This window comes from Chitinophaga sp. 01L420, assembly GCF_056399985.1.
On record NZ_JBFTSK010000021.1, the window covers coordinates 24,571 to 43,233 of the forward strand.

General features: G+C 45.5%; 18 protein-coding genes and 1 tRNA gene. 5 read left to right on the forward strand and 14 right to left on the reverse strand.

Annotation, left to right across the window (positions count from 1 at the left end; translation table 11 throughout):
- Window positions 1-3: 3 nt before the first annotated feature.
- The 3 genes from priA to AC1DP6_RS20010 form a co-directional block, all read right to left on the reverse strand.
- The gene (gene priA, locus AC1DP6_RS20000) at window positions 4-2,445 is read right to left on the reverse strand and encodes a replication restart helicase PriA (RefSeq protein ID WP_477056415.1); all 2,442 of its coding nucleotides are present in this window, start codon (window positions 2,443-2,445) and stop codon (window positions 4-6) included.
- Window positions 2,442-3,209 carry a lysophospholipid acyltransferase family protein gene (locus tag AC1DP6_RS20005; protein WP_477056416.1) on the reverse strand — a complete coding sequence of 256 codons (768 nt, stop codon included), beginning with the start codon at window positions 3,207-3,209 and terminating at the stop codon, window positions 2,442-2,444. Before AC1DP6_RS20005 ends, priA begins: the two co-directional genes overlap by 4 nt.
- Window positions 3,210-3,276: 67 nt before the next feature.
- Window positions 3,277-3,720: a DUF4258 domain-containing protein gene (locus AC1DP6_RS20010; RefSeq protein WP_477056417.1), complete on the reverse strand. Its 444-nt coding sequence runs from the start codon at window positions 3,718-3,720 to the stop codon at window positions 3,277-3,279.
- 71 nt (window positions 3,721-3,791) lie between these two features.
- Between AC1DP6_RS20010 and mtaB the strand changes: the two genes are divergently transcribed.
- Window positions 3,792-5,081, forward strand: a complete 1,290-nt coding sequence (gene mtaB, locus AC1DP6_RS20015) for a tRNA (N(6)-L-threonylcarbamoyladenosine(37)-C(2))-methylthiotransferase MtaB (RefSeq protein WP_477056418.1) — start codon at window positions 3,792-3,794, stop codon at window positions 5,079-5,081.
- A 123-nt stretch (window positions 5,082-5,204) separates the two neighbouring features.
- On the opposite strand, the gene AC1DP6_RS20020 is transcribed toward mtaB, so the two are convergent.
- From AC1DP6_RS20020 to AC1DP6_RS20030, 3 genes are read right to left on the reverse strand one after another with little or no spacing between them, the layout of a single operon-like run.
- On the reverse strand, window positions 5,205-5,816 hold the full coding sequence (locus tag AC1DP6_RS20020; RefSeq protein ID WP_477056419.1) for a DinB family protein: 612 nt from the start codon (window positions 5,814-5,816) through the stop codon (window positions 5,205-5,207).
- Between the two features lie 51 nt (window positions 5,817-5,867).
- Window positions 5,868-6,506, reverse strand: coding sequence for a leucyl/phenylalanyl-tRNA--protein transferase (gene aat / locus AC1DP6_RS20025; protein WP_477056420.1), 639 nt, complete (start codon window positions 6,504-6,506; stop codon window positions 5,868-5,870).
- Between the two features lie 8 nt (window positions 6,507-6,514).
- Window positions 6,515-6,823 (reverse strand): ATP-dependent Clp protease adaptor ClpS, encoded by a 309-nt coding sequence (locus AC1DP6_RS20030; RefSeq protein WP_441577401.1) that lies wholly within the window; start codon window positions 6,821-6,823, stop codon window positions 6,515-6,517.
- Between the two features lie 109 nt (window positions 6,824-6,932).
- Here AC1DP6_RS20030 and AC1DP6_RS20035 point away from each other — a divergent pair, with 109 nt between their 5' ends.
- Window positions 6,933-9,074, forward strand: coding sequence for a cation:proton antiporter domain-containing protein (locus AC1DP6_RS20035; protein ID WP_477056421.1), 2,142 nt, complete (start codon window positions 6,933-6,935; stop codon window positions 9,072-9,074).
- Window positions 9,075-9,239: 165 nt separating this feature from the next.
- Here the strand turns inward: AC1DP6_RS20035 and AC1DP6_RS20040 are convergent.
- Both AC1DP6_RS20040 and AC1DP6_RS20045 read right to left on the reverse strand, forming a co-directional pair.
- Window positions 9,240-9,314, reverse strand: a tRNA-Val gene (locus AC1DP6_RS20040).
- A 403-nt stretch (window positions 9,315-9,717) separates the two neighbouring features.
- Complete coding sequence (locus tag AC1DP6_RS20045) at window positions 9,718-10,659, reverse strand: hypothetical protein (protein ID WP_477056422.1); 942 nt, start codon at window positions 10,657-10,659, stop codon at window positions 9,718-9,720.
- Between the two features lie 131 nt (window positions 10,660-10,790).
- On the opposite strand from AC1DP6_RS20045, the gene AC1DP6_RS20050 reads away from it, so the two are divergent.
- The 3 genes from AC1DP6_RS20050 (at window position 10,791) to AC1DP6_RS20060 (ending at window position 13,881) form a co-directional block, all read left to right on the forward strand.
- Complete coding sequence (locus AC1DP6_RS20050) at window positions 10,791-11,450, forward strand: metal-dependent transcriptional regulator (RefSeq protein WP_477056423.1); 660 nt, start codon at window positions 10,791-10,793, stop codon at window positions 11,448-11,450.
- Window positions 11,451-11,552: 102 nt separating this feature from the next.
- Window positions 11,553-13,457 (forward strand): Nramp family divalent metal transporter, encoded by a 1,905-nt coding sequence (locus AC1DP6_RS20055; protein WP_477056424.1) that lies wholly within the window; start codon window positions 11,553-11,555, stop codon window positions 13,455-13,457.
- A gap of 31 nt (window positions 13,458-13,488) precedes the next feature.
- Window positions 13,489-13,881, forward strand: a complete 393-nt coding sequence (locus tag AC1DP6_RS20060; RefSeq protein WP_477056425.1) for a thioesterase family protein — start codon at window positions 13,489-13,491, stop codon at window positions 13,879-13,881.
- Between the two features lie 180 nt (window positions 13,882-14,061).
- Here the strand turns inward: AC1DP6_RS20060 and AC1DP6_RS20065 are convergent, their stop codons facing one another.
- The 6 genes from AC1DP6_RS20065 to AC1DP6_RS20090 form a co-directional block, all read right to left on the reverse strand.
- A complete protein-coding gene (locus AC1DP6_RS20065; RefSeq protein WP_477056426.1) occupies window positions 14,062-14,799 on the reverse strand; it encodes a LytR/AlgR family response regulator transcription factor in 738 nt (245 codons plus the stop codon).
- The gene (locus AC1DP6_RS20070; RefSeq protein ID WP_477056427.1) at window positions 14,777-15,841 is read right to left on the reverse strand and encodes a sensor histidine kinase; all 1,065 of its coding nucleotides are present in this window, start codon (window positions 15,839-15,841) and stop codon (window positions 14,777-14,779) included. Before AC1DP6_RS20070 ends, AC1DP6_RS20065 begins: the two co-directional genes overlap by 23 nt.
- Before the next feature lie 10 nt (window positions 15,842-15,851).
- Complete coding sequence (locus tag AC1DP6_RS20075; protein ID WP_441577410.1) at window positions 15,852-16,205, reverse strand: DUF4288 domain-containing protein; 354 nt, start codon at window positions 16,203-16,205, stop codon at window positions 15,852-15,854.
- A gap of 50 nt (window positions 16,206-16,255) precedes the next feature.
- A complete protein-coding gene (locus tag AC1DP6_RS20080; protein ID WP_477056428.1) occupies window positions 16,256-16,993 on the reverse strand; it encodes a LiaF transmembrane domain-containing protein in 738 nt (245 codons plus the stop codon).
- Window positions 16,994-17,169: 176 nt separating this feature from the next.
- The gene (locus AC1DP6_RS20085) at window positions 17,170-17,838 is read right to left on the reverse strand and encodes a flavodoxin reductase (RefSeq protein WP_477056429.1); all 669 of its coding nucleotides are present in this window, start codon (window positions 17,836-17,838) and stop codon (window positions 17,170-17,172) included.
- Window positions 17,839-17,881: 43 nt separating this feature from the next.
- A complete protein-coding gene (locus tag AC1DP6_RS20090; RefSeq protein WP_477056430.1) occupies window positions 17,882-18,487 on the reverse strand; it encodes an SGNH/GDSL hydrolase family protein in 606 nt (201 codons plus the stop codon).
- Window positions 18,488-18,663 lie beyond the last annotated feature (176 nt).

Below are 18,663 nucleotides of genomic sequence, written 5' to 3' on the forward strand. Positions count from 1 at the left end.
CTCCTATACACCATCCACATCCGGTATAATCACCACAGAGCGAAACTTTTTCTCCATTTTCAGTTGTATAATAAACTCCTGCAGTACCTGTTTGATATGCGCTATCATTCGGGCTTCACGGGGCAATTTAATCAGCATCTCCTGCAGATAGTTATTACGTACCCTGGCCACCAATGGGGCAGCGGGACCTACCAGTTGCGTAGCAATATGCGGCTGCAACCAGCTGGCCAGAATCAATGCAGCCTGCTCCGCTACCTGCTGATTTTTATGACGGATGGTTAACTTCAGTAACCGGAAAAACGGTGGATAACTAAACACTTGTCTTTCTTCTATTTCAGCAGCATACATGGCTTTATAATCATGTGCCATTACATAGTGCAACACCGGATGCCGCGTGTTGCTGGCCTGTATTAATACCTTACCCATGCCATGTTTGCGACCGGCACGACCACTCACCTGCTCCATCAGCTGAAACGCCCTTTCATTTACCCGGAAGTCAGGAAAGCCCAGTAAGTTGTCGGCGCTCAGGATACCTACCAGGTTCACGTTTTCAAAATCAAGTCCCTTCACCACCATCTGGGTGCCTACCAGTATATCAATACTGCGTTCTTCCAGCAGTTGAATCAGTTTATTATGACTATCCTTGTTCCGGACGGAATCCACGTCCATACGGGCGATACGGGCTTCCGGAAAAATCTGTTGGAGATCGTCTTCAATTTTTTCTGTACCAAAACTTTTAGGCTCCAGCGTTTGTGAGCCGCAAGCTACACAGGTATGCACATATGGATAACGGGTACCACAATAGTGACAGGTAAGCTTATCCTGGTTGCGATGATAGGTCAGCGATACATCACATTGTTTACAATGTGGGATAGTACCACAGGTAGTACATAACAGGAAAGGAGCATATCCACGGCGGTTCTGGAACAGGATCACCTGTTTGCCATCTGCCAGGCTTTGCCCAATGGCATGCTTCAACGCTTCCGTGAAGTTGCCGTCCATGGTCTTTTCGGCCATTTCCTTTTTGATATCTACTATTTCAATAGCAGGCATCTCTACTCCACCGAAACGTTCATTCAGTTCTACCAGTCCGTATTTTCCCTGTTGTGCATTATAATACGATTCCAGGGAAGGCGTAGCGGAACCCAGCAGCACCTTGGCTTTGAACAGGGCCGCGTAATAGATGGCCGCATCTCTTGCATGATAGCGGGGAGCAGGGTCCTGCTGTTTGTAGGAAGAATCATGTTCTTCATCAAGTATGATGAGGCCCAGATCTTTAAACGGCAGCAACAGGCTGGAACGTGCGCCCAGTATAATTTGTATCTCCCCTGTTTTTACCTTATTCCATATTTCTACCCGCTCATTGTTATTAAAACGGGAATGATAGATACCAATACTGCTGCCAAAATGTTTCTGCAGCCGGCGTATAATTTGTGCAGTCAGTCCTATCTCGGGCAACAGGTACAGCACCTGTTTTCCGTTGGCCAGACAGTCTTCCATCATCTTCACATATACCTGCGTTTTACCACTGGAAGTTACGCCATGCAACAGGGTTACCTGCTTATCTTTAAAATGGGTACGTACTTCGGCGAGAGCCGTTTCCTGCGCAGGGCTGAGATCAAAATCGATCTGTGTATCTACCTTACCCGTGAGAATACGATCAACGGTGCGCTTTTCTACCCAGAGAATATTTTTATCTACCAGTCCTTTCAGTTGTGCAGTAGTAGCACCGGACTTTTTCAGTAATTCGTTTTGTAATACACTGCCTTGTGTTTTCAGTAAATGAAGGTAGGCCAGCAGCAGTTCCATTTGTTTGGGTGCGCGTCCCATATCATTGAACAGCGCCGCCAGTTGTTCTTCTTCCTGGTACTCAGCGTGCAGTTGCACATAGTTTTCTTTCTTCTCTTTATATACTTCTTTTAACTCCTCATATACCAGCAATACCTTTTTCTCTATCAGTTTTTTGATGACAGAATATACTTCTGATTTATCCAGGATCATCTGTACTTCTTCAATACGCAGCTCTTTGCGGATGTGCAGCGCTTCAGCAATGAGATATTCATCATCATCCAACGCCGTAAAATCATCGCCGCAGGCATCGTTGAAAAGCAGGAGTGTTTCGCTGGAAAGCTTGAGGTGAGCGGGAAGTGCGGCATTCAGCACCTCTCCTTCTGTGCACATATAATAAGAGGCTACCCAGGTCCAGAAAGCTAACTGTGTAGGATATACGACCGGATCGGCATCCAGCATATCCAGCAGGGGCTTGGTTTTATAGGGAGGTGCCTGCTCATGTATTGTTTTTACAATCCCTGCATACTTCTTCTGTTTACCCAGCTGTACTGCTACACGGCTACCGACTTTGAGGGCGGATTCCATATTTTCAGGAACAGCGTATGTATAGTTTCTGGGTAAAGCCAACGGCAATATTACATCTGCGTATTTCATCCTATCGGCTGCAGGGTTGGATATTTATGATACTTGCGTAATTCGGTGTCCATTACATCAAACACCTGTTGTTTGAGGGTATTGATATCTTCCAGGGTCATTCCTTTTACAGGGATGGCTGGCAGGAATACTACGCGGCATTTGCCCGGACTGATATGCATGGGGCCTTTATGCGGTAGGCGGTGGCCTGCATCCAGGTACAGCACCGGTTTAATAGGCATCTGTAATTCAATGGCCATACGGAAAGCACCGTTATGGAAAGGACGCAGGGGCTGATCGCTTTCATTCGTTGTTCCTTCCGGAAATACGAGTATAGAGATACCAGCTTTCAATGCGGTCATCATTTCACGTACACTTCTGGCCCGGGCAGCTGCATTAGAGCGATCTACCGGTACTACAGAATTTTTATAGATAAATCCGAAGAAAGGGATTTTAGACAGTTCCACTTTACCTAAAGGGCGGAAAGGCAGGCGCATCACTTTTACCGCAATGGCTGCATCCAGGTACGAGCGGTGGTTCACCACATAAATGCAGGGATCATTGTCGCGTTCACATTCGTATTTACGGGTTACCCACATGCCTACCAACGGAAACCAGGTATGCGCCCAGAAGCGCAGAAAATAAAATATAATGTTTCCACCCTTTTGCCTGCCCAGTAAAGAGGCCAGGAAAATAGGCGGCAATATTAAAAACATAATACCAAGGAAGGTGGCAGCGGCGTATATCACATAAATAACACGCAACGGTTTCAATAGAAAATTCATAAACGCCTCTCAATTATAGCGGAAAACTACGACAAAATAGGGAAAGCATAAAGTGGAAGCTTTTAGCTCAATCGCAATTGCAGCTCCAGTCTTTGTCGAGATCTATGCAGGTGATTACTTTGGCGTTTCCGGTATCGCAGGGGGCAAAGACAACCCGCAGGTGCTGTCCTTCACCGGAATATCCTTCCAATGCATAGGTAGGGCATGGATGGTCACCGGGATTGGATTTCTCGGCGTTTATTTCACCCGACGCGAGAATTTCCTCCACTTCCTTCTTAGTCACCTGACGGCAACCCATCCGACAAATGGCATGCTTTGTATATTCCAGGTGGGCATGACGGTTAATGGCTTCTCCGGCAATAGGTGGATTATTAACAGATCCCCTGGCAATTACCGGTTTGCTGCCGGGAGCAGGAGGCGTAACCGAGTTCTTCCACCATTTCTGCTGCCATCCGGCCAACAGTAATAGTGATAAGAGTAAAACGGGGAGATATTTTTGTATAGACTTCATAATGACAATAGAACGCGGCGCAAAATAGTCAAAAATTCCTTACCTAACTATGACATAAAAAGTTCCTACCTTTGCCTCCCTTTATGGAACAGGTAAAAACAGTAGCATTTCATACACTCGGCTGTAAGCTGAATTTTTCAGAAACCTCCACTTTGAGCAGGTTACTGGAGCAGGATGGGTTTGTAAAAACGGAATTTGATAATACAGCAGATGTATATGTTATCAACACCTGTTCGGTAACAGACAATGCTGATAAGGAATGTCGTATGCTGGTACGCCGCATACAGCGCCGCGCACCAGGCAGCATGGTAGTCATTACCGGTTGCTATGCACAGCTGAAACCGGAAGAAATTGCCTCCATAGAAGGCGTGGACCTGGTATTAGGTGCTGCAGAAAAATTCAATATCGCTGAACACCTCAAAACACTCACCAAAGGAGACAGTACTAAAATCTGTTCCTGCGACATTGAGGACGTCAATAGTTTTCATGCCTCTTATTCCCTGAACGACCGGACCCGTACTTTCCTGAAAGTGCAGGATGGGTGTGACTATACCTGTGCTTTCTGCACCATTCCCATGGCCAGAGGTAAAAGCCGCAGTGATAGTGTTGCCAATGTGGTAGAACATGCCCATACACTGGCAGCTACCGGCGTAAAAGAAATTGTGCTCACCGGTGTAAACCTGGGCGATTTTGGAAAAGGATTTGAAGGTGGCAAGAAAAGAGAAGAATCATTTTTTGAACTGGCACAGGCATTAGATCAGGTAGAAGGCATTTCCCGCTACCGCATCTCCTCTATTGAACCTAATTTGCTGACCAATGAAATCATCGAATTTGTGGCAAACAGCCGTAAGTTCATGCCTCATTTTCATATTCCGTTGCAGAGCGGCAGCAATGATATACTCGGCCTGATGCGCCGCCGTTACCGTCGTGAACTATACGCAGAAAAAGTAGCACTGATCAAACAATTTATGCCACACTGCGCCATCGGCGTAGACGTAATCGTAGGATTCCCTTCCGAAAGTGATGCACACTTCCGGGAAACTTACGACTTCCTGAATGAACTGGATGTATCTTATCTCCACGTATTCACCTACTCTGAACGTGCTAATACGCATGCCCTCGAAATAAAACCAGTAGTGCCTGTTCACATACGTAATGAACGCAACAAAATGCTGCGTAATCTCAGTCATAAAAAACAACAATTCTTCAATGAACAACATCTTGGTCAAACAAGGAAAGTATTGTTCGAATCACTGGGAAAAGACGGTATGATGGAAGGTTACACGGATAATTACGTAAAAGTAACAACGCCTTTCCGCCAGGAATGGCATAATCAAATCATAGACTGGAAACTGAGATAGCTTTTAGCTTTTAGCCATTAGCTTTTAGCTTTTAGAAAAAATGCAGCGGAGAACATAGCATATATGTTTATCTCCGCTGCATTTTTTCTAAAAGCTAAAAGCTAATGGCTAAAAGCTGGTTCGCTATTTCGGGAATCCCGGATCTGCTTTTACTTCTTCCAACTGTTGTGTATGCCTGTTGGTATGTGCAGCATCCAGTAATAATAGCTGATACGCATCAATAGGGCCTAACACCGGATGATCCATTACATGATTGCGTAAGTCATCTTTGGTGTTGGTGACGTATTCAATGAGTTTATTCCTGGATTCAGTGAAGTTTTTAATGGCTTCCGCATTGGAAGAGTAGCCGTGTTTCGGCACCCCAAACTCCGGTGCTTTTACTTTATGGCTGCGGTCTTCCACTCCTTTGATGATCTGCTCATCGGAGGCTTTGATATCTTTTCTTCTTTCGGGATTGGCAGGTTGTTGCACCAGGTGCTGCTCCCCTTCCATGATCGCTTTTTCAATGAGTGTAACGTGTTCTACACATTCAATTACTGACCAGCGATCAGGGGCAGTTTTGTATTCCAGCTGCGCATCTGTAAGTCCCTGAACATCTTTCAGGAGATTGTCCCTGGTTTCTTGTAGCTGGGTAAGAAGTAGCGTTTTATCGTCCTTTACCGTTTTCACAGCAGGACCCGGAGCTATAAAGCCGGAGAACGTTGCAACGGACAGCAACAGCCATAGTTTTTTCATCGTGGTAAATTTTAGTGCCAGGAAATTGGAGTCAATAAGTAGCCAGGTAAGTTACGAAAAACCGATGATCTCCAGAAATTCTTCCCGGGTAATAAAACCTGCGCCCAAAGAGGCCAGATGAGTGGTATGGACCTGGCAATCGATCATTTTTAATTCGGCTGCATAAGTTTGTACAAAGGTAATAAAAGCTGCTTTAGAGGCATTGCTGACATCTGCAAACATGGATTCTCCAAAGAAAAAGGGGCCCGTTTTAACACCATAGAGGCCACCTACTAATTGATCATCCTGCCAGCACTCCACTGACATCGCATGTCCAGCCTTATGTAAACGTATATAGGCCTTCTGCATTTCAGGGGTGATCCAGGTACCGGTTTGACCTTCCCGCGGAATACTGCTGCAACGGGAGATTACGCCGGCAAAATCTTCATTAAAGGAAATACGGAATATTTTTTTGCGCAGCACCTGCTTCATACTGGCAGATACTTTCAGTTCATCAGGGAATAATACGAAGCGGGGATCAGGGCTCCACCACAGAATGGGTGGTTCATCATACCAGGGGAAGATACCGGAGCGGTAGGCCAGCAACAATCTATCTACCGATAAATCACCGCCCACAGCAAGCAATCCGTCTGGCTCAGAGAGCTGTACAGGAGGAAATATCAGTTGTTTGTTAAGGCGAAAAACGGACATATCGCGGATCAGCTACCTGCCATTTCTTCAATCGTAACACTCAGCCCTCTTTCCTGCAAAGCTTCACATAAAGGACGTAGCTTGATGTATTCACCCTGTTTTACGGCATATTTTCCGTTAAAATGGATAATCATGGCACATTGCTCTGCCTGCTCATGCGTATGCCCGCAAACCTCCATCAGGGAAGATATGACCCAATCAAATGTATTTACTTCATCATTCCAGACTACCAGGCTAAACGGATATTGCTCATCTTCCGCCACCAGCACGTCTACCTCTTCTTCGGGTAATCCTTTTGTACTTGTACGATCGCTCATCTTTAAAAAAAGCTTTACACAAAATTACATGGATTATTCGTTAATTTATCCATATTTAAAGCTGGAGTTACTGATTTTGGCATACATCTGAGCATAAAAAATGGTTATAATGAAAGGACTGGTTTTACTGATGGATACGAATTTACCGCTGAAAGATCCTGTACCGATCTTTTCGCTGGTATTGTTTATTATACTGCTGGCACCTATTCTCCTGCGCAAGCTGCGGATACCCAGCATTATAGGGTTGATCATAGCAGGTATGCTGATAGGAGATCATGGTTTCAAAATCATTGAAAAAGGCAGTATTGACCTGTTTGCCAAAGCAGGGTTATTATATATTATGTTCCTGGCGGGCCTGGAACTGGATATGGCGGAGTTTCGCAAAAACCGCTACCGCAGCATGGTGTTCGGAGCTTTCACCTTTTTCATACCGCTGACCATGGGTTTTGTGGTATGCACCTATGTGCTGCATTTTAACTTTATGGCTACCCTGCTGGTTTCCAGCATGTTTGCCACGCATACCCTGGTGGCCTATCCACTGGCCAGCAGACTGGGCATCACTAAAAACGAAGCCGTTACCGTAGCCGTGGGCGGCACTATTATCACCGATACAGCCGTATTGCTGATACTGGCCATCATCACCGGAGCACAGGCGGGCAACCTGAATACTTATTTCTGGGTGCGCTTGGGCATTTCCCTGACCATTTTTGCCGTTATTATCCTCTGGCTGATGCCTATGCTTGGCAGGTGGTTTTTTAAGAAAATAAAGGACGATAAAACCTCGCATTTCATATTTGTGCTGGCATTGGTATTTGCATCGGCATTTCTGGCCGAACTGGCTGGCGTAGAAGGCATTATCGGGGCGTTCCTGGCAGGGCTGGCACTGAACCAGCTCATACCACATACCTCCCCGCTGATGAACCGTATTGAATTTGTGGGCAATGCCCTGTTCATTCCTTTTTTCCTGATCAGTGTGGGCATGCTGGTAGATCTGCGGGTACTACTCAAAGGTCCTGAAGCCCTCATCATTGCAGGCGCACTCACCATCATGGCACTCAGCAGCAAATGGCTGGCAGCATTTTTCACCCAGCTTGCTTTTAAATACAGTCCTACCCAACGTAATGTCATATTTGGTTTGAGCAGCGCGCACGCTGCCGCCACCATTGCAGTGATACTCATTGGTTACAATATGGGGATTGTAGATGAACATGTACTGAACGGTACCGTCATCCTTATCCTGATTACCTGCCTGGTGGGTTCTTTTGTAACAGAAAATGCAGGCCGCCGGCTGGCAATCCAGGAAGCTGAGAGCAAGCCTGATACCCCGGATCAACCGGAGCGTATATTGGTACCCGTGTCTAACCCGGACCGCATTGAAGCGCTCCTGGACTTTGCCGTGATGATCAAGGATACCAGTACTTCCGCCCCTATTTATCCATTGGCTGTGGTACAGGATAATGAGGAGGCGAAAGAAAAAATACAACTCACCAATAAGATGCTGGAAAAGGCGGTGATTCATGCTGCCGCCACCGAAAGCCCTGTACAGGTAGTGACCCGTATAGATCTGAACGTATCTGATGGTATTACCCGGGCAACGAAAGAACTGCTGATCAGTGATGTGGTTTTGGGCTGGACAGACAGACCCAGCACCACCGACCGCTGGCTGGGCAACATCTTTGGAACTACGCTCGATAACGTACTACAGCGGGTATGGGAAACCGTATATGTATGTAACTTCCATTCTCCCCTGAACACCACCAAGAAAATGGTGCTGGTGATGCCGCCCAATGCCGAGTATGAGCTGGGCTTCCTGCATTACCTGCAAAAAATGTTTATGCTGGCCAAACAGGCGGGGGCCAGGCTGCTGGTGTTCTGTAGTCCAAAAACGCAGGTGATTACAGAAGCATTTGCCGAGAAGTCCAAAATGAGCGTAGATCTCAGCTTCCGTCAGTTTGATACCATAGAAGACTTCCTGATTCTTTCCAGGGAAATCACCCGGGATGACTTGGTAGTAGTGGTTACGGCGCGTAAAAGCACGCTTTCCTATCATGCCTACATGGACAGCATTCCTGCTAAACTGGAGCGTCATTTTAAAGATAATAACGTGATCCTGCTATATCCTGAACAAAGGGAATTTAATTCACTGGAGGCGGGCCTCCAACCGGAAGATCTCACGCTGGCGCCTATACAGGAACAAATTGCGAATCTGAATAAACTAGGTAAAGCCGTGAAGCGGATATTTAAGAAATAGCGAGTTAGCTTTTAGCCATTAGCTTTTAGCTTTTAGAAAAAATGCAGCGGAGATAAACATATATACTATGTGCTCCGCTGCATTTTTTCTAAAAGCTAAAAGCTAATGGCTAAAAGCTAAAAAGGTCCCGCATTTCTGCAGGACCTTTTCAATTTGTGTGTAGTGTGGGAGCTACTGGATTCGAACCAGTGACCCTCTGCTTGTAAGGCAGATGCTCTGAACCAGCTGAGCTAAGCTCCCTTTTTGTTTCTTACCGATCGTTCCTTTTGTTCGATGGGATTGCAAAGGTATAAACTATTCTTATTCTACCAAATATTTTTTGAAAAAAGAACAAAAAATGAGTTGAACACATATAAACAAACAGACTCCAAACCCTTTACCACAAAACATTTCAGGAAAAATAAAATTTCAATTTCCTGAAATAAAAAAGAGCACATGCTTTTGCACTTACATATATTTTGCATCAATAATGTGCAGGTAAGACCACTGTTTGGGAAGATGAAAAACAGTGGATTAAAAAGTACATGCATCCTGTTTTAATCAACTGCGTTAAATAAAACAGGGCCGGCCTTTAACCGGCCAGCCCTGTCAACAAATTTTATTCGTTTAAATATGCTTCAGCCAAAGCTGATAAGCACACTCCTTACTTCTTTTTCTTCTTCTCCACCTTTTTCACAAAGCCACCTTCAAAGAAACATTTAATGCCTCTATACGCACCACAGCCACCAATTTCACGGATATTTACACGGCCGGATGAAAACTGAAATGAAATCCCACAGGAAGATTCTTTGTCTTTGTATTCTCCCCTGTTTCCCGCTAAATAATGACCTTTACCGCTCAGTTCTCCTTTACAGTTACCATTATCCTTTGTGAAAGTAATAAAGAACTGGAAAGTCTTTCCATCCTCACCATCCCGGATGGATACGATATTCATGTCCCCGGAGGTATAATCACCGGAAAATTTATTCTTGCGTGGCAGGGTATCAATAGGGTTAAATATTTGCCCGGCATTCGTTGGCCCGTTAGAGTTAGTCATAATGAGCGTTACGGTGCCATCTGCGTTTACCATATAGAAGTCCTCTTTCAGGGCACTACGGGTACCGGAGAGTCTTTTCTCACTGCTGATTTTAATCACATTTTTACTGTCCAGCTGCAATGACATCAGCGTGCCGTCCGGGCTACCGGTATTGGCTACACGGATCCTGTTCAGGTATTTCCCTTTCTTGTTCAGGAAGCAGAGATAGCCGACCGACTGTGACCTGCCTTCCGCCTTTACCACCATATAATTCACGGTATTACCGGGGATACGTTGCAGGGGGAAGTAGTCCACCTTTTCACTTTTGGAGAAATCTCCTTTTGTGAGCGTATCTGTTAAAAACCGCATTGCTGCAGTGTCCAGTGCCAGGGAGTCCGCCATTTCCAGCTGCAGCGTATCAGCTGTGAGCWTATAAGGCAGGGTGCCAGGCGTAAATAATGCCTGGAAGTCTTCAAATGTCATTGGTTCATCGCCACTGCCTGGCTTCTTCTTCGATTTGCAGGCTGCTAAAACACCAATTGCCAGTAATAATAAAAGGAAACGCTTCATTAGAAAAGTTAGTTCTGGGCGAAAAGTTAGATATAATTTTTATATGTGAGCCCTAAAAATCAAAAAACATACCGGATAGGAAAAAGTTCGGAATTATTATTTAGATTTGTCTAAATAATATTTTAGATAACATGAATTTATCGGTTTCGGAGGAAAACTATATCAAATCCATTTATAAACTGCAGGAAGGCGATGAAGCGGTGAGCACAAACGCACTGGCCTATGAACTGGATACCAAACCGGCATCGGTAACAGACATGGCAAAAAAGCTGAAAGAGAAAAAGCTGATCGAATATGAGAAATACCAGGGTATCACCCTTTCTCCCGAAGGCAGAAAAGCAGCATTACAAATTGTAAGACGCCACCGCCTGTGGGAATGTTTCCTCGTAGATAAACTATCCTTTAGCTGGGAAGAAGTACACGAACTGGCGGAAGAGCTGGAACATGTGCGCAGTGAAAAACTCACCAACCGCCTCAGTGATTTCCTGGGCAACCCGGTAATAGACCCACATGGCGACCCTATCCCGGATGCCAACGGCAAACTGGCCAAACCACGACCACAAACCTCGCTGGATCAGGCCAATGCTAAAAGACTGGTAGTAACGGCCGTTAGCGATCAATCTACCGCGCTACTGGCCTTCCTGAATGCCAAAGGCATTAAGCTGGGTACCCAACTGGAAATTGTGGCCCATTACGAATACGATAACTCTATTGAAATAAAACTGAAACAGCACCCGGCCATCACCATCAGTGAGCAGGTAGCTAAACATATTATGGTAAGACCCGTTTAAAAGAATTACAAATTACGAATTACAAATTACGGGAGGATAATAAACATAAAGATCTACCTGCAAATCCGCAATTCGTAATTCGTAATTCGTAATTAGAATACTATGAGCATCGAGCACACACATTCATCAACATCGTTAAGTGAGGTACATCAGAGTGTAGAAACCAGCGGAAAATCCAAGTGGAAAAAAATCTTCGCCTTCTTTGGGCCTGCCTACCTGGTAAGTGTAGGTTATATGGATCCCGGCAACTGGGCCACAGATCTGGCCGGCGGCAGTCAGTATGGTTATAAACTGCTTTGGGTACTCCTCATGAGTAACCTGATGGCCCTGCTGCTGCAAAGTCTCAGCGCCCGCCTGGGCATTGTACGCGGCCGTGACCTCGCCCAGGCCAACCGTGAAACCTATCCTCCCGTTATCAATTTCATTTTATACGTACTGGCAGAAATTGCCATCGCTGCCACCGACCTGGCAGAAGTACTTGGTATGGCCATCGGTATTCAGTTACTCACCGGCCTGCCACTCATCTGGGGGGTTAGTCTCACCGTACTCGATACCTTTCTCCTGCTCATCCTGCAGCGTTATGGCATCCGTAAAATGGAAGGGTTTATCATCTCGCTGGTAGCCATTGTAGGCGCCTCCTTTCTGGTAGAACTCATCCTGGTGAAACCGCAAATGGGCGAAGTAGTCAAAGGCTTCATTCCGTCCCTCCCCGATAACACCGCCCTCTATATTGCTATTGGTATTATAGGCGCCACCGTTATGCCGCATAACCTGTACCTGCACTCCGCACTGGTACAAACCCGGAAAATAAAAAGAGATGATGCCGGCATTAAGCAGGCTATCCGCATGAACTTCCTGGATAGCACCATTGCCCTTAACCTCGCATTCCTGGTAAATGCAGCGATACTCATACTGGCCGCCGCCGTATTCTTTAAAAGTGGCCGCACGGATGTAGCTGAAATACAGGATGCACATAAATTACTCGATCAGTTGCTGGGCAGCAAACTGGCCCCCATACTCTTTGCAGTAGCGTTGATTGCTGCAGGTCAGAGCTCTACTGTTACCGGCACCCTCGCCGGACAAATAGTAATGGAAGGTTACCTGCGCCTGCGTATCAATCCATGGTTACGCAGACTTATTACCCGACTGCTTGCCATCATCCCTGCGCTGCTAACCATCATCATTGCAGGCGACAACGAAGTAGGCGCGCTGCTGGTGTTTAGCCAGGTGCTACTCAGTCTGCAACTGGGCTTCGCCATTATTCCGCTGATTCATTTTGTAAGCGATAAAAAAACCATGGGCATCTTTGCCATCTCTACTACCACCAAAATTTTCAGCTGGGCCGTCACCGTTTTATTGGTGTACCTTAATATGCGGATGGTATTTACAGAAGCCATCAGCTATATGACCGGCACAGGAAATATTCTGGTAGATGGACTCATACTGGCAGGTTGCGCCGGTTTTATCGTGCTGCTTTTCATCACCATCATTTACCCGCTGCGCAGCCGTTACCGCGAAGATGCTGCCGCTGGCATCCACACTACCCAGGTATCCCTTGGCGACATGGAAAAGCCCGTCTACCGGCGCATTGCTATGGCGCTCGACTTCACTACCAAAGACAGGGAAATTGTCACCAATGCCATTGCTCACGGTAACGAGCACACGCAGTACGTACTCATTCATATTGTGGAAAGTGCTTCCGCCAAATACTTCGGCCATGACTCCGATGACCTCGAAACACGCCGCGACCAGGAACAGCTGGACACCTATCTGGCCCTGCTGAAAAGCCGCAACATCGAAGCAAAAGGTGTACTCGGTTTTCGCAGACGTGCCAGGGAAATTGCACGCATCGTAAAAGAGGAAAACTGCGATTTCCTCGTATTGGGTGGACACGGGCACAAAGGTTTTAAAGACTGGCTTTACGGCGAAACAGCTAACCAGGTAAGACACCAGGTGAAAGTACCGGTACTGGTGGTACAGTGGTACCAGGAAGCAAGCCGTAAATAATGGATCTTTTTAAATTCAATGCAGTCACTTTATGCAGCATCTCTTTAAACCCGGTGATACCAAACATTTCAGCCGCGTAGTCCGGACGGAAGATTGCGCCAGCTTCGACAGCGGCAACGTACATCCGGTTTATGCCACCTTTGCACTGGCAAGAGATGCAGAATGGTGCTGCCGTTTGTTTGTACTGGAAATGAAAGACGATACAGAAGAAGGAATAGGCAGCCGGCTTACGGTAGACCACCTGTCTCCTGCACTCATAGGCAGTGAGGTTATATTTACCGCTACTATCACCAGTATACATCATCACGAAATCACCTGCAGCTACGAAGCGGTATCCAACGGCAGGATGATTGCCAGCGGCATACAGGTGCAGAAAATATTAAAGAAAGAAAAGCTGGAGCGGTTATTTGCGGGGTTAACGTGAATGACCAATTTCAAAAGATAAACGGGGATTTACACAAAAACATTTGCGTAAATCCCCGTTCATCTTCTTCTAAAACTTCTATAAACAATAGTTCATCTAAAACGTCCTCTTCCTATCTAAAATCAGTGAAACAAGCAGCCCTTCTGACATCTTCTAAGCATACATCTTTCAAAATATAAATTACAATCCCAATGCGGCTTTCAGCCTGGGATATCCTGTTTTACTTACCAATACCCTGGCGCCACTGCGCAAAATAGCCAGGTGATTTTCCTTCTCGTAAGGATCGATGCGGGTTACCTGGTTTACATTGAGTATATAAGAGCGATGCACGCGTGTAAACTGTTGCGAATCGAGCATTTTCTCAAAGAATGACATGGTTTTGTTTTTCAGAAAACTACCTTCCTGTGTTACAATTTTCACATAATCATCTGCTGCTTCCAGGTAATGAATATCCTGCACAGGAATGATCTTGATTTTACCATTCAGCTTAATCACCACCCGATTGCTTTGTACCGGGTTAGCTGCTGCGGTTTCCAGCAGCGCTTCTGTATTGACAACAGGCGCCTGCAGCTGGTCCAGCCACTTTTGTACGGCCTTATCAAAACGTTCGTTAGAAAAAGGTTTCAGCAAATAATCTACTGCATGTACTTCGAAAGCCTTGATGGCATGTTCTTCGAAAGCAGTGGTAAAAATAACTGCTGGCATGTTCTCTACCAGTTCCAGCATTTCAAAGCCGGTGATCTTAGGCATTTGTATATCCAGAAAAACAATATCCGGTTGATGTTGCTSTATGGCTTTTAATCCTTCGAATCCATCATTGCATTCCTGCATCACTGATATCTGCGGAAAATTCAGCAGGTATTCTTTCACCACCTCACGGGCCAATGGTTCATCATCAATTATTACTGCTTTTATCATGGGTTTGTGGTACTTTGATAATTGTGGTAAAAATATTTTCGTGAGCGGATGTATCTAAGAGGTCCTGCCGTGCGAACAACAGGTAAAGCCTCCGCTGTATTGAATTCAGGCCAAATCCGGTGCCTTTGTTTGGTTGTTGTAATTCGTTGTCGAATGGATTCTGTATCGATATATGTAACATACCGTCCTGCATCCAGGATTTTATGCTAATCGTAATTTCGCCGGTAGTATCGTATAGTCCGAATTTGATGGCATTTTCCACTACTGGCTGCAGCAACATTGGCGGCATAAGCATTTTCTCTGCATCTTCATCGGGTATAACGGTAGTGGTTAAACGATGTCCGAAACGTACTTTCTCAATATCCAGGTAGAGCTGCAAATACTTCAGTTCTTCCGATAAGGTGATCCATTGATCATCTTCCCGTTTCAGCGATCCGCGTAAAAAGTCGGAGAGCTTCAGTACCATTTCCCTGGCCTCTTTCGGGCGAAGCATGATCAATGCGTTAATGGAATTGAGACTGTTAAACAGGAAATGCGGTTGCAACTGTTGCCGTAGTTTAAAGAGTTCTGCCTCTCTCACTATTTTTTCGGTGGCCTCTTTGCGTTGCATGGTTTCCTGCTGCTCTGAGATATCGTACCACATCTGGCTTCTAAGACCGATTCCGGCAATCAGCATCCATCCTGTGAGCGCGTGAATGGGAATTGCACTGTTCAACCATCCCAGGTATACCGGATCTTTAGGAAAAGCAGTAACCAATAACCAACGGCTCAAACACACCCACAATACGGCTAAAGCAAAACTTACCACCGCTACATAACCAAACTTCATGGTGCCTGCAGCCGGACGATAATAGGCTACGTTATGGCTGATGATGATACTGGCAGCTCCCAGTAAGATGACGTGTACGCAACTGTCTATAATGGACTGTGCTAACGGAATATCAAACCAGTAGTACAGCAATCCTCCGTAAATCAGCATCCATATTGCAAAGGAGCAGAGAAAAGACCACCAGGAATTACCTTTTATGAATTGCTTTACCAAAACAGTGGTTTTATACGTTGAGTTCAAAATATTGTTGTCCCTGCAACTGGGCTGATTTCATCTGTAACCAGGCGATGTAGGAATTAGGATCTCCCGGTTCTTCGATGCGGGAATACAGTTCCATACCATCTGTCAGCTGATCCAGGGTATATACTTCCGGTACGTTGATGAATTTCCACTGTACCAGTTCCTGTTGTTGATTTTTAAAGGCGTACTGCTCCTGCATACCAATTTCACGGGCTTTATCACAAGCATCTTTCTTAGTAAGAGCGCTAATCAATCTTAATTGTTCATCAAATTGCGGAGTGTGATTGCCTTCTCCGCAGATGATCTGATATACTACTTTCGCAACAAACCAATGCATAAAAAAAGATTTAAAAGTTGGAGATAGAAGGGTGAGATATGGTGGTTTCCTTAGGCGTAACTTTTTATTTCCAGGCCGCCCATAATACAGGTACCTGTCAGTATCAGCAGCTTTTCCGGACCAGTGGAAGGGATCGTATCCAGATACCTCTTATCATCCACACCGCCCATAATGGTCGTCACATCCATCTTCACTTTCCAGTTTGCCGGTATGATGATTTCACATCCTCCCATAATGGCTGTAACATCCAGCTTTGCAGTACCATCTATATCTGCCTTCATAAAATTAAGCACCGTACCTCCGAAAATGGAAGTCACATCGCCTCCTTTGAAGTTTTTAGACATAATCACTTTATCCACACTGCCGAAAATGGCTGTTGCATCGATCACATCGTCGCCACTGGCGGATGCAATACTGGCGCCAAACTGTTTCTTCCGCTCTGCCCATTCCTTCGTGGAGTAATTTCTTTTAAAGATCACGATAACACCTACTCCAATCATCACTACCGGCCAGATAAAGCGTGCCGTATCATAAGGCCAGGCCTGGATTTCCCCGGCCAGGAAAATACCGCCAATCGCTACCATCACCATCCATCCACCCATCCGGAATTTATGCCGGAAACCTAAAACGATACCAATGGCAATGAGGATCATTTGCCAGGAAAATAACCAGTTGGGAAGATCAAGATCTAAGCGCTGTAACAACAGGCCGGTGCCTATAATTACCAGGATAGCGCCTCCAACGGCTCTGCTCTTTTTTCTTGATTCCTCTATATCTTCGTTTTTCATTTGTCTTATTATTTATGATACAAATGTAGAACGGGTTGTTCTCTTTCAAAACAGCGTTTAGGCTAAGCARGTACACTTACCGGTAAAAAGCAGGAAATTACCGGTAAAAACAGCCGGTGTCTTTTAACCGGTTAACAATTAGTTAAAAGTATCGAACTCATGCAATGTTTCCCAGCCTATATTTCCACCGTTACCAGTGCCTCACTTCCTGCCAGTTTGGTCAGGATGGCTTTTAATTGCTGTACCATAGGGTCAGGGCCGCAGATGTAGAAATGCTGATCAAAATTGGTAATCTTCTCTTTTAAATAGCTTTCATCAATGGTATGATGGTCATAACCCGGAACTTCCTGCGCTGTCAGTGTATTAATGAAACGTTTGCCCAGCATCGCTTCAAATTCATCTTTCAAAATAATATCACCCAGGGTTTTATTGGAACAGATCAACTGGTTAGTGCCCAGCTGCCCTTTGTTTTGTAAATCACGGAAGATGGCAATAAATGGGGTTACTCCGGCACCACCGGCAATAAACACGCCCTCTCCTTTATAATGTATGGTACCCCATACATCGTGAAGAATCAGTTCATCTCCGGCTTTCAGCTGTCCCAGTTCGTGGGTAACGCTGTTGTGCTCATCATATATTTTAATGGTAAACTCCAGTTGCTCCCATTCGGTGAGACTGGTAAAGGTAAACGGCCGTCTTTCTTCTTCCCATCCCGGTTTGTTGATAGACACTTCTGTGGCCTGACCCGGGACAAAGGTATATCCCTGGGGCTTTTCGACTGTAAATTGGTGCACATTATGCGTTACTGGGGTAACCGCAAGAATTTTGACGATATGGCTTTCCATTGGTTTAGGTTTTCTTATGTATGAATGTAGCTTATTTTTTGACTTAGTGCAAAGCCCGCTGTAACAACGGCGCCAGCGCAGCTGCCCAGCGGTTGTAATCTTTTCCGGAAGGATGCAAACCATCTGCTGCTACCAGGTCTTTATCATGTAAAGCTTCACGGGTAAAAGCAGTGATATCGAGATATGGTACCTTCATTTGCGCCGCAATGGCTTTGTTGGCAGCATTGTAAGCATCTATTTCCACAGCAATCTGCTGCCGGTCACGGTCTGCCGCGAAAGGAGTAACACCCCAATCAGGAATAGACAATACCACCACATGGGAAGGCTCGTTGCCGGCAAAAGCAATTGCCTTTTTCAACAGGTCTGCAAATTCAGTTTCGTATTGTGATAAAGACCAGCCACGGTATTGGTTGTTGACACCTATAAGCAATGTTACTATATCATATGTTTGTGTAATGTGTGCGGCGGTAATACCTGCTTCCAGTTCATCAGTGGTCCAGCCGGTAGTGGCTATTATCCGGGGATCCGCTACGGAAAAGCCTTGCTGGCGCAGGAGAGCGACCGTTTGCACCGGGAAACATTCGGGTTCCGTTACCTGTTCACCGACAGTATAACTATCACCCAGGGCGAGATATGTAATGGGAGTCATGGTGGTATCTGAGATTTTGTTGCTGCCGAAAAATGTGCAGCAAAATAACATTAATCCTAACATAAGCAAAAAGTTATATGCAGGTGGAGAATTTGTACAATAAGACAAGAAACTACCCCGTCTTTAAAGGGAAAAGCGTTACCTTTGCACCCGATTACAACAATTACGTAACGCAT